General features: G+C 60.5%; 12 protein-coding genes and 1 pseudogene. 9 read left to right on the forward strand and 4 right to left on the reverse strand.

Going from position 1 to position 14446, the window contains the following annotated elements; all coding sequences use genetic code 11:
* Positions 1 to 624 precede the first annotated feature (624 nt).
* Positions 625 to 1560, reverse strand: a complete 936-nt coding sequence (locus GBC55_RS28340) for a LysR family transcriptional regulator (protein WP_162440924.1) — start codon at positions 1558 to 1560, stop codon at positions 625 to 627.
* A gap of 103 nt (positions 1561 to 1663) precedes the next feature.
* Between GBC55_RS28340 and GBC55_RS28345 the strand changes: the two genes are divergently transcribed.
* Together GBC55_RS28345 and GBC55_RS28350 are read left to right on the forward strand one after the other, a co-directional pair.
* The gene (locus GBC55_RS28345) at positions 1664 to 3406 is read left to right on the forward strand and encodes an amidohydrolase (protein WP_162440923.1); all 1743 of its coding nucleotides are present in this window, start codon (positions 1664 to 1666) and stop codon (positions 3404 to 3406) included.
* Between the two features lie 108 nt (positions 3407 to 3514).
* Positions 3515 to 4252, forward strand: coding sequence for a TorF family putative porin (locus tag GBC55_RS28350; protein ID WP_162440922.1), 738 nt, complete (start codon positions 3515 to 3517; stop codon positions 4250 to 4252).
* 117 nt (positions 4253 to 4369) lie between these two features.
* Here the strand turns inward: GBC55_RS28350 and GBC55_RS29855 are convergent, their stop codons facing one another.
* The 3 genes from GBC55_RS29855 to GBC55_RS28360 all read right to left on the reverse strand — a co-directional run bounded on the left by GBC55_RS29855 (position 4370) and on the right by GBC55_RS28360 (position 6581).
* Positions 4370 to 4504, reverse strand: a complete 135-nt coding sequence (locus tag GBC55_RS29855; RefSeq protein WP_281508191.1) for a hypothetical protein — start codon at positions 4502 to 4504, stop codon at positions 4370 to 4372.
* A 206-nt stretch (positions 4505 to 4710) separates the two neighbouring features.
* Positions 4711 to 5679: a Gfo/Idh/MocA family oxidoreductase gene (locus GBC55_RS28355; RefSeq protein WP_162440921.1), complete on the reverse strand. Its 969-nt coding sequence runs from the start codon at positions 5677 to 5679 to the stop codon at positions 4711 to 4713.
* A 14-nt stretch (positions 5680 to 5693) separates the two neighbouring features.
* Positions 5694 to 6581: a Dyp-type peroxidase gene (locus GBC55_RS28360; RefSeq protein ID WP_162440920.1), complete on the reverse strand. Its 888-nt coding sequence runs from the start codon at positions 6579 to 6581 to the stop codon at positions 5694 to 5696.
* 406 nt (positions 6582 to 6987) lie between these two features.
* Here GBC55_RS28360 and GBC55_RS28365 point away from each other — a divergent pair, with 406 nt between their 5' ends.
* The 7 genes and pseudogenes from GBC55_RS28365 to GBC55_RS28395 form a co-directional block, all read left to right on the forward strand.
* The gene (locus tag GBC55_RS28365) at positions 6988 to 8118 is read left to right on the forward strand and encodes a PAS domain-containing protein (RefSeq protein ID WP_162440919.1); all 1131 of its coding nucleotides are present in this window, start codon (positions 6988 to 6990) and stop codon (positions 8116 to 8118) included.
* Positions 8115 to 9554 (forward strand): sigma 54-interacting transcriptional regulator, encoded by a 1440-nt coding sequence (locus GBC55_RS28370; RefSeq protein WP_162440918.1) that lies wholly within the window; start codon positions 8115 to 8117, stop codon positions 9552 to 9554. Before GBC55_RS28365 ends, GBC55_RS28370 begins: the two co-directional genes overlap by 4 nt.
* Positions 9555 to 9787: 233 nt before the next feature.
* Complete coding sequence (locus GBC55_RS28375; RefSeq protein WP_162440917.1) at positions 9788 to 10390, forward strand: dimethylamine monooxygenase subunit DmmA family protein; 603 nt, start codon at positions 9788 to 9790, stop codon at positions 10388 to 10390.
* On the forward strand, positions 10387 to 11355 hold the full coding sequence (locus GBC55_RS28380; RefSeq protein ID WP_162440916.1) for a PDR/VanB family oxidoreductase: 969 nt from the start codon (positions 10387 to 10389) through the stop codon (positions 11353 to 11355). Before GBC55_RS28375 ends, GBC55_RS28380 begins: the two co-directional genes overlap by 4 nt.
* Before the next feature lie 18 nt (positions 11356 to 11373).
* The gene (locus tag GBC55_RS28385) at positions 11374 to 12414 is read left to right on the forward strand and encodes a DUF3445 domain-containing protein (protein ID WP_162440915.1); all 1041 of its coding nucleotides are present in this window, start codon (positions 11374 to 11376) and stop codon (positions 12412 to 12414) included.
* A gap of 158 nt (positions 12415 to 12572) precedes the next feature.
* Entirely contained in the window at positions 12573 to 14111 is a 1539-nt protein-coding gene (locus GBC55_RS28390) for an amino acid permease (RefSeq protein ID WP_162440914.1), read from the forward strand.
* Between the two features lie 183 nt (positions 14112 to 14294).
* Positions 14295 to 14446: pseudogene (locus GBC55_RS28395) on the forward strand (gamma-aminobutyraldehyde dehydrogenase); the annotation flags it as partial.

Raw genomic sequence — 14446 nt, forward strand, 5'->3', positions numbered from 1 at the left:
TCGCTCCTACAGTTTGATCCGGGTGGATCAATGAGATATGGGTTGGCTGTCAGACCGTCATCGCTGGCAAGCCAGCTCCCACAGTTGATATGGGAACACCCGCCAGAAATGCGCGACTGTCAGGCCGTCATCGCGAGCAAGCTCGGCTCCCACAGGTGAACGCGTGCGCTTCGAAAGTCAGGTCGGCTGTCAGGCCGCCTCGCTTTGTTTTTGATCTGCTTTTGATCTTCTTGCCCCCCCCCGGCAGGCCGAGCGCAGGTTCTGCGCAGTGGGCAACCCGGCATGGATGCCGGGTTAGCCGCGCACGGCCATGGATGGCCGATCGCGGCGGGCCAACGGAGCAGGACCGGAGTGAGGGTATGCCGAGCCCCAGCGAGGCACCGGACGAAAGGGGCAAGAGCGTTTGGTTACTTGGCGCTTTTCCAAGTGACTCGCCGTAAGGGCGAAACCAATAGAAGCCGTAACCACAGAAACGGATATGTACCCCAGCAAGATCACACCGCCGATCAGGCCGCCATCGCTGGCAAGCCAGCTCCCACAATTTGGGGTCAGACCAGTTTGATCCGGAGACATCTGGAAGAAACCTGTCGGCTATCAGGCCGTCATCGCGAGCAAGCTCAGCTCCTACAGGGGGTGAGCATTGTCATCCAAACCACGGGACGCCAGAAACCCGGTGATGTAATCGATGAACGCCAGCACTTTGGCCGTGGCCCGGCGGTGACTCGGGTACACCGCCAGAATGTGCGGGCCAAAGCTGTCAGGGTCGATGGCGTAGTCGGCCATCAGGCGCACCAGTCGACCCTCGGCCAGATACGGCGCGGCGCTCCACAGTGGCGTGTGCAGCAGACCACGCCCGGCCAGGGCATTGGCCAGCAGCAAGTCGTAATTGTCACTGCGCAAGCGCGGTGCCTGGGGCTGCGGCAGGCTCAGGCGCTGACCGTCGCGCTCGACCCACCAGAATTCACGGCTGAGCAAAGGGTGGCTGTACAGCAGCCAATCGTGGTCATCGAGGGTTTGCGGGGTGACCGGCACACCCTTGCGCGCCAGGTATTGCGGGCTGGCACACAGCGCCAGGCGATTGCTGCCGACCACGCGCGCGATCAGCCCCGGCAAGTTGTCATGACCTTCGCGCAAGGCCAGGTCGTAACCGCTCTCCAGCAAATTGACGAACTCGTCACACAAGTCCACTTGCAGGTTGATTTGCGGGTATTGCTCGAGAAAACCACCACACACCTGATCGAGAAACGCCTGCCCATACGCCAGCGGCGCGGTGACTTTCAGGCTGCCGCGCAGGCCATGCTGTAACTGCTCGATTTCTTCGCCGGCCTCGTCCAGACGCTGCAAGACCTGGCGCGCGGTGTCCAGGTAAAGCCGGCCCGATTCCGTCAGCGAAATCCGCCGGGTGCTGCGTTCGAACAGACGGGCCCCGAGTTCGGCCTCCAGGTGGTTGACCGCCTTGGTCAAGGCCGACGGGGTCTTGCCCAGTTGCTCGGCGGCACGACTGAAACTGCCCAGTTGCGCCGTGACCACGAACATTTTCAGTGCACCCAACTTGTCCATTCTTTTTCCATTCAGGCAAAAACGTTTTTCGTGAGCGAGGCGTTCTGCCGAGCGCGGCAAGCCACTAATCTCGCCATCAGACGCAATAACAAGGAAACATTCAATGAAAAGATTCATCCCGAATCTATTGGTAGTGGCAGTGAGTTTTGCCTCGTTGGAAGCCATGGCAGCGACTGATCTAGTGCTGTTCAACGGCAAGATTTTCACTGCCGACCACAACCAGCCCAAGGCTCAAGCGCTGGCGGTACAGGACGGCAAAGTGCTGAAAGTCGGCAGCGATGCGCAGATCAAGGCCCTGATCGAGCCTGGCACCCAAGTCATCGATCTGGGCGGCAAGACCCTGATGCCCGGACTGATCGACAGCCATTCCCACGCGATTTTCGGCGGTCTCGAGATGGTCTCGGCCAACATGGCGGATGAGATAGTCGAGCTCGACGAGCTGGAAAAACGCCTGCGGACCTGGCGTGAAGACGGCACGGCGAAGCATGAAGATGTACTGGTCATAGCCGGCATGAGCTCGGGTTACTGGGCGCAGTCCGAAGCTCTGGGCAAAAAATTCAACAGTGGCGAATGGGCCAGCGTCCCCGTGGTGTTTGTCGGCAGCGACCACCACACGGCCTGGGCCAACGACGTGATGCTCAAGCGCGCCGGCATCGATGCCGCGCTGCTCACGTCATTGCCGGAAGCTGAACGCGACACCATTGGCAAACTTGAAGACGGCCGTCCGAGCGGCTTCCTCGTCGACGCCGGTTGGGACCGGGTGGCCTCGAAGATGCCGACGCCGAGTGCTGCCGCCATGCTCAAAGCGGCCCAAACGGCCGTGAGTTATAACAACAGCCTCGGCATCACAGCGTGGATGGACCCCGCCGCCAACGCCGCGCCCGGGGAGCCGATATTCGCCCTCAAACCCACGGAGAAAACCGTCGGCGTGCTGCCGGTGTACAAGGCGCTGTCGGAAAGCGGTGGCATGACCGCCCACGTCGCAGCGCTGCTGGTGGCGAATGGCAAAAGCGTTCCCGCCGACCTCGATACACTGGACAAGGTCCGCCAGCAATTTCAGGGCATTCCCAACCTGACGCTGCCCGGGGTGAAGATCTTCGCCGACGGCGTGATCGAGTACCCGGCGCAAAGCGCAGCGATGATCGATCCCTACACCAACTCGCACAAACCGGGCGAATTGCTGATCGATCCCAAGCATTTCGGTGAGCTGGTCAGTGCCATCGATCAGCGCGGCTGGCTGGTGCACATTCACGCCATTGGCGACCGCGCGGTGCGTGAATCGCTCAATGGTATCGAGCAGGCGCGCAAAGACCGCCAAAGCGGTGTGACGCACTCCATTACCCACCTGCAGATGGTCAACCCGACCGAGTTCGCCAGGTTCAAACCACTCAACGTCATCGCCTCGATGCAGTTGCTCTGGGCCAGCGCCGACGATTACACCACCGAAATGATCAAGCCTTACGTCAGCGCCCAGGCGTTCCGCTACCAGTACCCCGCGCACTCGCTGCTCAAACAGGGCGCGACCATCGCCGGGGCCAGTGACTGGGCGGTGTCCACGCCCAACCCGTGGAACGCCATGGCCCAGGCGATGACCCGAATCGGTCCACTGGGGGTGCTCAACGCCGATGAGCGCATCGACCGCGAGACCATGTTCTACGCCTACACCATCAACGCCGCCCGCACCATCGGCCTGGACAAACAGATCGGCTCCCTGAGCATTGGCAAACAGGCTGACTTCATCGTGGTGGACCGCGATGTGTTCAAGGTCGACGAAAAAGCCCTGAACGACACCCAGGTGCTGCAGACCTGGTTCGCCGGCCGCCAGGTCTACGCCCCAACCCTCTAATAAAAACCGCAACCCCTTTACTGCCCGACCTCGTGTTGTCCACACGAGGCCCGGCGCAGCCTTGCCCGACATCTGCCCAAAACAATCACAATAGCGGAACGTGCCCCCATGAAAGCTTTCACCTTGTTCGCCCTAGGTTCCTTGAGTCTGCTGCCCTTGAGCAGCCAGGCCATCCCATTGAACGATGACTTCGCCGTGGTGCTGGACGTGACCCTGGCCAGCGACTACCGCACCCGCGGCATCTCGCAGACCCAGAACGATCCGGCCCTGCAGGCGGCTGCCACCCTGAACCACAGCAGCGGCCTGTACGTGGGGGCTTGGAGCTCAAACGTCGACTTCGGCGGCGGCCTGAAAACCCGGCAGGAAGTCGATTACTACGGCGGTTGGTTTTGGGAGGCCACCGAGGACGTCAACCTAGACCTCGGTTACCTGAAATATACCTACCCGAAAGAAAGCCAGTTCAATCAGAGCGAGGTCTACGGCATTCTCAGCGTCTATGGGGTGAAGCTAGGCGCCTATTATTCCGACGATGCGCCTGGGATCGACAGCAAGCAGAACTCGCTCTACAGCTATGTCGGTTACGAGACCGAACTGCCCTATGGCGTGGGACTGAAGCTGCGCTACGGCGACATGGATTTCAAGGACCCGCATCTGTACTCAAGCTCGGGTGAAGCCGAGGACTCGTACCGTGAATGGGAGGTCAAACTGACCCACGAACTGGCCGGGGCGATGCTGGGGTTGAGCTACATCGATACCGACCTGTCGAAGAGCCAGTGCACCAGCAACTGGGGATTCGACGATGTGTGCGGCGCGACGGTGGTGGCGAGTGTCAGCAAATCCTTTTGATCCCCTGTAGGAGTGAGCCTGCTCGCGAAGCGGTGGAAAAGTCGACATTGATGTTGAATGCCAGTGTGCTATCGCGAGCAGGCTCACTCCTACAGGGAAATGCGCAGGCCTGAAGCGTCAGGTCGGCTCGAAGGCCGCCTCGTTGTTGCTGTTGATCTTGATCTTGATCTTCTTGCCCCTTGGGAAGGCCGAGCCCAGGCGAGGCACCGGACGAAAGGGGCAAGAGCGGTTGGTTACTTGGCGCTTTTCCAAGTGACTCGCCGTAAGGGCGAAACCAATAGCGGCCATGACCGCAGAAACGGATATGTACACCAGCAACAATCTCACCGCCAATCAGACCGCAATCGCCGGCAAGCCAGCTCCCACAGTTTGATCCGGGGGTATCTGGAAGAAACCTGTCGGCTTTCAGTCCGCCATCGCGAGCAAGCCTTGCTCCCATACGAGATAGGGCCGAAGGTTCAGATTCTGCCGAGAATACGGTCCATCACCCAGTCGGTTTTCAATGCCTCCTCGGCCACCGCAGGGTGCTGCGACTCACCGCGAATATGAGCATTCATGCCCAGCACGTGATGCCACTGGATGTGCGGGTGATGGTCGATGTGCACACTCAGGTGTTCTTCGGCCTCGAGCTGCACCGGGTGTTCGTCGAACACCGAAAAGCTGATTCGGCCTCGGCTGCCGATCAGCTCTACCCGGTCTTCACGACGGTCGGCGACGAAGTTCCAGCAACCCATGCCCGTCGCGCCGCTGGCAAACCGCCAACAGGCGCTGACGGCATCTTCGGCCGCATACAAACCGGCTTGGCGAGCGGTGAACCCGGCAACGTCGACGATATCGCCGAGCAGGTACTGGAACAGGTCCAGACCATGGCTGGCGAGGTCGGCGAAGTAGCCACCACCGGCGATTGCCGGATCGGTGCGCCAGTTGGCAGCGCCTTCGCTGTCCGTTGCGGACGGGGCTTTGGTCAGTGTCCAGGTGAGGTGCCGAACCTCACCGATCCGCCCCTCTTCCAGCCATTGGCGCACTTGCTGAAAACGCGGCAGAGAACGCCGATAGTAGGACACGAACAGGTGCAGTCCGGCATCAACGAAGACCTGGTGCATCTTCTGGCTTTGCCCGGCACTCAGCGACATGGGTTTCTCGACGCAGCAATGCTTGCCGGCGGCGGCCACCTTCAGGGCGTAAGCCTGATGACTGTCGGGTGGCGTGGCGATGTACACCGCGTCGACTTCAGGGTCGTTGATCAACGCGTCGGCGTCGGTGTAAACCCGTGCGATGCCATGGCGCGCGGCGTAATCGCTCACCGCGTCCAGGCGCCGCCCCATCACTGCCACCAACGCCGAGCCAGGTGCCTTGTAAAAGGCCGGCCCGCTCTTGCGTTCAGTAACGTCGCCACAACCGATCATGCCCCAGCGCACCACGTTCATTGTCACTCCTGATATCAGCCGATGCGCAATGCGCGCAGGTCCAGATGTCCATCCTTGAGCGGCGGGCACCAGTAGTACCCCCCCGTGATCGGGCGACTGATGCGATACAAACCGTCGGTGATCCCGTCTTCCAGACCGCTCATGCGGCGCAGCTGGGCTTCGAACGCGTCGAGGGAAAAGCCGAATGCCAGGAACATCAGACCGGCACGATCACCTTCGATCCACGGCATCGAACGACGGACAACGAACGCTTCCGGGGCGAAGCTTTCCTGCGCCGTGCGTTTGACGTGGGCCGAAATCGGCGCATCGTCGAGCTCTTCGTTGTCGCTCAGGCGACGGCCCATGATGTTGTCGGTTTCATGGGACGGCAACGCACGAAAGCCCTTCAGGTCGTGCTGCCACTGCTGGATCGCAGCAAAACTGCCACCCACCAGGCCTTCGGCACCTTCACCCAGCAATGCAGCCGCCACGGCGGCTTCATCGTGAGGGTTTTCCGTCCCGTCCTCGTAACCGGTGAGGTCGTGGCCGGTGAGATGGCGGAAGGTTTCGTTCATCTGCACCAGGCGAAACGCCGGCGCCAGCGCCGTTTCGATGGCCTGACTGCGATTGAGCAATTCGCCCCGGTCAATACCGTGCAACCAGCACCAGAGCGCGTGCTGGGTCGACGGGTTGTCGACGCCGACGCCGGTCATTGCCGGAAACGGACGCAAACCATCAATCTGACAGTGCAGCGCTTTCACCAGGGATTCACCAAAACCGACCACGGCCGACTTGCCGTCCACCAGTTGCATGAGCTTGTCGAGCGCTGCCGGCAGTGCATCGACGGACTCCAGCGCGAAGAACATATGACGGGCTTGAAGTGGAACGGGGGTGGCGAGAATGCCCGGCTGGTAGTAACTCATATGAACTCCTTGAAAAGAGGCGCAGTTTACCCGCCGCGAAGAGGATGGTCATTGATCGGATAGATTCATTGCCCTCTGAAAACGCATTAAGCTCGATGCGAGCGCTGCAAAAATGCACATCACCTGCAAAATCACAGCATTCAAACCCTTCGGCATCCCTGTAGCAGCTGCCGAAGCACGAAGCTGTTGTGGCGAGGGGATTCATCCCCGTTCGGCTGCGCAGCAGTCGCAAAGGTTTTGGGGCCGCTGCGCGACCCAACGGGGATGAATCCCCTCGCCACAAGTTCGCAAGCGCTCACAGGGATGTGGTGTGCAATGTGCCGCGCATGGCATGGGATGTGCCCTGTATTGATCACCTGAGCATTCACAGTCAGGTCCCCCCGAGCCAACCAGAGCCGATTGACCGATGGATACTCTTGATTTCCTGGCCCAGAAGGCCCCGCCGCTTACCAGCACCCTGAGTGCTGACGGGTTACTCGTCAGCCTGTCCGAGAGCTTGAGCGATCAATTGGGCTATGCGCCTGAAGAATCATTGAGCCAGCCGATCGAACGCTTCTACAGCGTCGAGTCTGTACGGGCTTTGCGGTTGCTGATTGCCAATCCACCCGCCGACGAGCAGGTCCACAGCCTGGAACTGACCCTCATTCGTCACAACGGCGGATTGCTGCACGTGATCGCCAGCGGCCTGCTGGAATGGCGTTCGGTTCAACCGGCGCGCCTGCATTTGCTGAACATTGCCCTCGGTGCGCTGGGCCATCGCGTGCGGGAAATGCACAACGCCAACGAAGTGATGAGCCAGATGCTGCAAAGCGCCAAAGTCGCTTACTGGTGCATTGAGTTTGCCGAGGCGGTGGACATCAACAACTCGCCGGATGAAATCGTTCGCCAGGTCTTCGAAAACGACTCGCACTGGCGTTTGTGCAACCGGGCAATGGCCGATGTCTACGAGATGCCGTCCGACGTTGATTTCAACCAGCAACCGGTTCGCCTTTACTGGCCACGCAGCCCGGCCAACGAAGAGTTCGTGCGACGCCTGATCGAAGCCGGTTTCAGCGTCGACTGCGCGCTGTCCGTGGACCGCCGCCACGATGGTTCACCCGCTTATGTCGAGAACGATGTTCGGGCCACCATCGTCAACGGGCACCTGTTACGCATGTGGGGCAGCATCCGCGACGTCAGTCAGGAACTGCGCATGCAACACGACGCCGAGCAGCGTATCGACGCCTTGCGAAGGGTCTTCGACGCTGTACCGGACGCCGTGCTGGTGATTGATGAGCACCTGCAACCGCAATGGCGCAACGCAGCGTTTGAAGAGACCTTCGGCATTACCAATGGCGCCGGCATCGCTCGCCTCCTGCTGGACAATGCCCTGCCCGAGCGCACCTGGCACCGCTTGCCGCTGCCCGACCTGAGTGGCCGCGAGCCGGACTTCGACGTGCACTGTTCGCGCATTCAGATTCGTGAAGGCGTGGCCTGGCGCGTCGCGGTGTTTCGTGAACGACAAGGTGTGCTGCACGCCCAAGAGCTGCACCCATGAAAGATTCCAACCTGCCGCCTACGTTGCAGATGGGCATGCGCTCTTCGGTCAACGTCAGCAGTGAAGTGCTCGCGGCGCTGCTGGAAACCCCGGCGCTGCATGCCCTGCTCGACAGCTTCAGCGAAGCGCTGATCGTGACGGATGGCGAGGGCCGCGTGCGTTTTCTCAACCTGGCCGCCGAGCGGGTCAATCGCCTTTCGAAACAGCAAGCCATCGGGCTGTCCGAAAGTGAATTCTTCCAGCGTTCGGCGTTGAACTACGACGACTTGCAGGCCGCGCTGAATCGTGGCGGCAACAATGCCCTGACCCGTTCCCGGGAAGGCCGCGTGCTGCTCAGCAGCACCCACGCCATTCCAACCGGGGCGTATGAAAAACCGTTCAGGATGCTGACCCAGAAAGACTTCGACGGCAGCCAACCGCAACGTCGCGCATCGCTGGGTGCCCGCCCCGTGGAACCCCAGGGCCTGCGTGATCCACAGGACAACGCGCTGCATCTTTCACCGCAGTTATCCAGCATTGCCGATACAGGTGTGCGGGCCTTTCGGCGTCGCGCACGGTTGCTGTTGCTCGGTGAGCCGGGTGTCGGCAAAACCGCCATCGCGCGGCATATCCACCGCGCGGCCGGCTGGGGTGATCGGCCGTTCATCCACGTCAATTGCGGGAGCATCCCGGAAAGCCTGTTCGAGTCGGAGATGTTCGGCTATGAACGCGGCGCCTTCACTGGCGCACTGGCGGGCGGCAAGCAAGGCTACATCGAGGCCGCTGCGGGCGGGACGTTGTTCCTCGACGAGATCGGTGAAATTCCGCTGCATGTCCAGGCCAAGCTGTTGAAGTTTCTTGAAGACAGCACCATTCAGTCAGTCGGCTCGCCCCTGAGCAAAACCGTTCAGGTACAGGTGATAGCGGCCACTAACAAGGACCTGCGTCATCTTGTGAGCGTCGGCGAATTTCGCGCCGATCTCTACTATCGCCTGGCCGTCCTGCCGGTAGAAATCCCGCCACTGCGCCAGCACCGGGACGACCTGCCCTTTCTCATCGACATCTTGCTCAGCCGCATCAATGGCGATCGCGAGCCGTCGTTGAGCTTGTCTGCCGGCTGCCGCAAGCGGCTGATGAGCTATGACTACCCCGGCAATATCCGTGAACTGGTAAACATTTTCGAACGCCTGGCGGTCCTCGCCGACGATGAAGCGCAAGAGCATCACCTGCCTGCCGAATTGCTGGAAACGGGAACTGTGCAGGAACCATTGAAAACGCGGGTCACGGACGATATTTCGCAGGATGACCCGGAGCAGAATCTGAAGCTTCAGGTGCAGCAATTTGAACGGCAGATCATTCTCAAAGCGGTGCATTTGTGTGGCAGCAAGCGCAAAGCTGCGCAGCACCTGGGGATCGACATCGGCACGTTGATCCGCAAGCTCCAGCGCGACGAGTAACGCCTTCCCTGTGGAAGCTGTGTAGGAGCTGCGTACAAACGCTGCAAAAACGCATACATATCAAGTTACTTTTGCCTGCGCCCCACTCCCGAAAAACAATTAAACCCATCAATTACAACAACTTAAACAATTGGCACGACCTGTGCTCCTGCTACCTGCAACCCACTAATGTTGGGCATTGCATCAGAGCCGGCTTCCTGAAGCCGAGCCGGTAGCCAGGAGGAATAATAAAAATGTTGATTACCGGGATCAAAAGCCGACCCGTCTATGACCGGTTGCAACCGCTGCCAGGAGGTATCCGGCACATCATTGCCGGGCAAGGCAGCGGCGGTCGCGCCATGTTGCGCCTGTTGGCTGACATGAACGGGCAGAACAGCCCTATCACCTTGCTGTACTCCCAGGAGTCTTTTTCCGGCCAGGATTTCCTTGCCCAATTGCAGCAGCACCCACAACACCCCCTTCACCTGCACGCGACCAATCAGGCGCTGATCGACGAGCTCAAAAGTTTGCTCGGCGATGCGCGCATGGGTACCCGCCTGTACCTCGCCGGCTCGGAAAGTTTTCTGGGCAGCGCCATGCAAGTGGCCACGCATTTCGACCTCAACCGCGACGAAGTCTTGCGCGAGCACTCCGGGACACTGGTGCGCCGGGTCTGGTGCGTGCACTGCGACACCTACACCGAAAACGTCACCCAACGCGTTTACGACTGCCCCGGTTGCGGCGTCACGCTGGTGGTGCGCGATCACTATTCCCGGCGCCTGGCGGCCTTTCAGGCGGTCAAGGCCGATGCCGAAGTCCCGGGTGAATTGCCCGAAGCCGAGGAGCTCGATACATGAGCCAGAACAATGGGACGTTGAACCTGCGGGTTGCCCGCATCGAAGCGGTGACGCCGCAAATCAAACGCTTCACCCTGGTGTCGCCAACCGGTGCGCACTTGCCGGCCTTCTCCGGCGGCAGCCACGTGGTGGTGCTGATTTCCAACCCGCACAACACACTGCGCAATCCTTACTCGCTGCTGAGTTCGCCTTACGACACCAGCAGTTATCAGATCGCCGTGCGCCGGGTGGACAGCGGCCGTGGCGGGTCGGTATCGATGCACGACGATGTCAGTGAAGGGGACCTGATCGAGGTCACGCCACCGGTCAACCTGTTCCCGCTGATCAAGCAGGCGCGGCTGCACATTTTCATTGCCGGCGGCGTCGGTATAACGCCGGTGATTTCCCAGCTCGAAGAGTTACGCCTGAGCAAGGTGCCTTTCGAGCTGCATTACGCCGTGCGCGGTGAAGAACATGCGCAACTCGGCAAGGAGTTGCAGGCCACTTATGGCGCCCAGGTTCATCTGTACCGCAAGGGTGTCGATGCGCGTATGGAGATCGGCCGGGTCCTGGCTGACCGCCCGCTGGGCAGCCACGTTTATGTGTGCGGTCCGGACAGCATGATCGACGCCACGCTGGTGTGCGCCAGGGATCTGGGCTGGACCGACAGCCATGTGCACTTCGAGCGCTTTCTCGAACAAAGCAGCGGCGGTGAAGCCTTCAGTTTCACCCTGGGCCGCAGCGGCGCAACCATCGAAGTCTCGCCCGACCAGACCATGCTCGAAGCGGTGGAAGCTGCCGGCTACACCATGCCCTACCTGTGTCGCGGCGGCGCCTGTGGTCATTGCGAAACCGAGGTGCTCGAGCTCGATGGCGAGCTGCTGCACAGCGATGACTGGCTGTCCGATGAAGACAAAACCAGCCGCAAGAAAATCATGCCCTGCGTATCCCGCGCCAAGTGCAATCGCCTGGTCATCGACCTCTGATCGACGGAGAAAAAAACAATGAACATAAAATTCAATCCCGACGAAACCTACCGCGACGACTACACCTTCGCCAACAGCCCGGAGACCATCGCCCGCGCACCCTTCCCGTTCCCCGATGACGACTACATGTACTCGATGAACCTGGAGCCGCATGTCCCGGTAGGTGACGGTGCGTTCAGGGCCGCATTCGATATCGACGAGCATTACATCAGCGAGTGCAAGGACCGCGCGATCACCCTGGAAAAAGACCCGGGCATGCATTACGTCTCGGCGCCCCACATGATGGAGGCGCAATGGGACTTGCTCGAATTGATCATGGAGTCGTACGCCCGCGACTACCCGCAGTACTTCAGCCTGGCGCGCGAAGGTCGTCAGTGGCACTGGATCAACCGCCTGCTGGACATCGACGATCGTTTCACCTTTGGCGATCCGGCCACCCTGCCCTATGAGCCGATGGAATACGTAACGCGCCAGGCTCAGGGGGATTGGGTGCTGCAGGAAGAGCGCGACGGCACGCTCTACTGGGGCGCGGGAATCGCCACCCAACGCGCCGATTACTCCCTGCGTTTCAACCTGGGCATGAGTTGGGAAGAGTTCCACGGACCGGTGCCGCTGGTGAAGGAAATCGGCATGCTCGATCGCGCGCTCAAATTTCTGCTGCGCTTGCGTACCGGGCACCCGGTGCGTCGCCTGAACTGGTCGCTGACGGTCAATCCGCGCCTTGAAGTCTCGGCCGAAAGCCTGCCGGAGTGGGCACCGGACCGCACCATCGTGACCGCTGAAAATGCCGGCAAGCTGGTTTACCTGCGCATCGAGTTGCAGCCGCTGCATCGATTGCCGCGCAGCAACGCCATCGTGTTTCCGATTCGTACGTATCTGCTGAGCCTTGAGGACATCGCCACCAACCCGGCGTGGGCGCGGCGCATGCATCGGGTCCTGCGGGACCTGAACCAGCAACTGGTCGATTACAAGGGCTTCAGCCGCTACCGCGATGCGGCTGTTGAATGGCTGTCGCAGTACGACGACGGGCGTGACAGCGAAATCAAAAAGCAGGCGTAAACAACAAACCTGTAGCAGCTGGCGAAGCCTGCGTTCGGCTGCATAGCAGTCGAACGCAGGCTTCGCCAGCTGCTACAGGGTCCGTGTGTGCATAACAACAACAAGCTCGGGATCACCCGCCAGCACTAATCCACTGCCATTGATAATGAGGAAATAACATGAGTGGCTCATCCAACACGCGTGCAAGCGTCAGTGCCGATCAGGATGCGGAACAGCTCCGCGCCCTCGGCTACAGTTCGGATTTCAATCGAAGCATGAGCCTTTGGGAGAACTTTTCCCTGGGCTTTACCTATTTGTCGCCGGTCGTCGGCGTGTACACGTTGTTCGGGTTGTGCCTGGCCGCTGGCGGTCCACCGATGTTCTGGTCCTACCTGCTGATCGGCGCCGGCCAGCTGCTGGTGTGCTTGATCTTTGGTGAAATCGTCTCGCAGTTTCCGATTTCCGGCGGTGTCTATCCGTGGGCGCGTCGGCTGGTCGGCAAGCGCTGGGCGTGGATGGTCGGCTGGGTGTATGCCTGGGCCTTGTGCGCAACCATCGCCGGGGTTGCCGTGGGCGCCGGACCGTATCTGGCCATTATGCTGGGTTTCAACCCTGGCCCCGAAGCCAACATCTACATCGCCTTGAGCATCATCCTGCTGTCGACCGCGCTGAACCTGGTCGGCACCAAACTGCTGGCGCGGGTGGCGATGTTCGGTTTTCTCTGTGAGCTGGTCGGGGCGATTCTCGTCGGTGGCTACCTGCTGATCTTCGAGCGTCATCAACCCTTCAGCGTGCTGTTCGACACCTTCAACCTGCAGGTCAACGGCTCGTATTTGCCGGCCTTCCTCGCGGCGTCCCTGGCCGGCCTGTTCCAGTACTACGGGTTCGAGGCCTGCGGCGATGTCGCCGAAGAAACCCCGAACCCTGGCAAGCGCATTCCCAAAGCCATGCGCATGACCATCTACATTGGTGGTGCGGCAGCGATGTTCGCGTGCCTGGCGCTGATCCTGTCAGTGCCGGACATGGCCAAGGTGCTCGCTGGCGAAGACACCGATCCGGTCGCCACCATCCTGGCCAATGCCTTCGGCCCGGTCGGATCGCGCCTGGTGATGGCAGTGGTCATGGTGTCGTTCATCTCCTGTGTGTTGAGCTTGCAAGCGGCGGCCAGCCGTCTGTTGTTCGCCTACGCCCGCGACGAAATGATCATTGGCAGTTCGCTGCTCAAGCGCCTGTCAGGCAACCACGTGCCATCGTTCGCCTTGATGATAAGCGGCCTGGTGCCGGCGGCCATTGTTTGCCTGGGAATATTCATGGCCGATGCCGTGGCGACCATCGTCGGCTTTGCGGCCATCGGCATCTACGTCGCCTTCCAATTGATCGTCATCGCTGCCCTGATCGCCCGCGCCAAGGGCTGGCGCCCGAACGGTCAATTTACCCTCGGTGCGTGGGGCCTGTGGGTGAACCTGGCCGCGCTGGTGTATGGCCTGTGCGCCATCGTCAACATGGTCTGGCCCCGCTCGCCGGATGCCCCTTGGTACATCAACTACGCAATGATCCTGACCACGCTGGTGGTGATGGGCGCGGGTCTTGTCTACATGCTGCTGGGCAAGCCCTACGACAAGGGCACGGCACCGGCTGGGGACGCGTGGAAGTTTTCGAAACCGCAGATCAAGGCAACTGATGTATCCGGTGCGGCGGTCAATAGACCGATTATTTGAAGACACATAAATAAATCCCTGTCGAAACCGAACCTCTGTAGGAGCTGCCGCAGGCTGCGATCTTTTGATCTTGCTCTTTCAAAATTGCCAGACAGCAAGATCAAAAGATCGCAGCCTGCGGCAGCTCCTACACGGTCCGGTTTCTCCAGAAGACATAACAACAGTTCTGAAGAGGACATAGAGATGCAAACCAAACTCCTGATCAACGGCCAGCTGATCGATGGCGAAGGCCCCGCCCAAGCCGTGTTCAACCCGGCCCTCGGCCGCGTTCTGGTGGAGATCAACGAAGCCAGCGAAGCCCAGGTCGACGCCGCCGTGCGCGCCGCCGATGCCGC

It is taken from the genome of Pseudomonas sp. TNT3 (genome assembly GCF_010095445.2).
Classification (GTDB): domain Bacteria; phylum Pseudomonadota; class Gammaproteobacteria; order Pseudomonadales; family Pseudomonadaceae; genus Aquipseudomonas.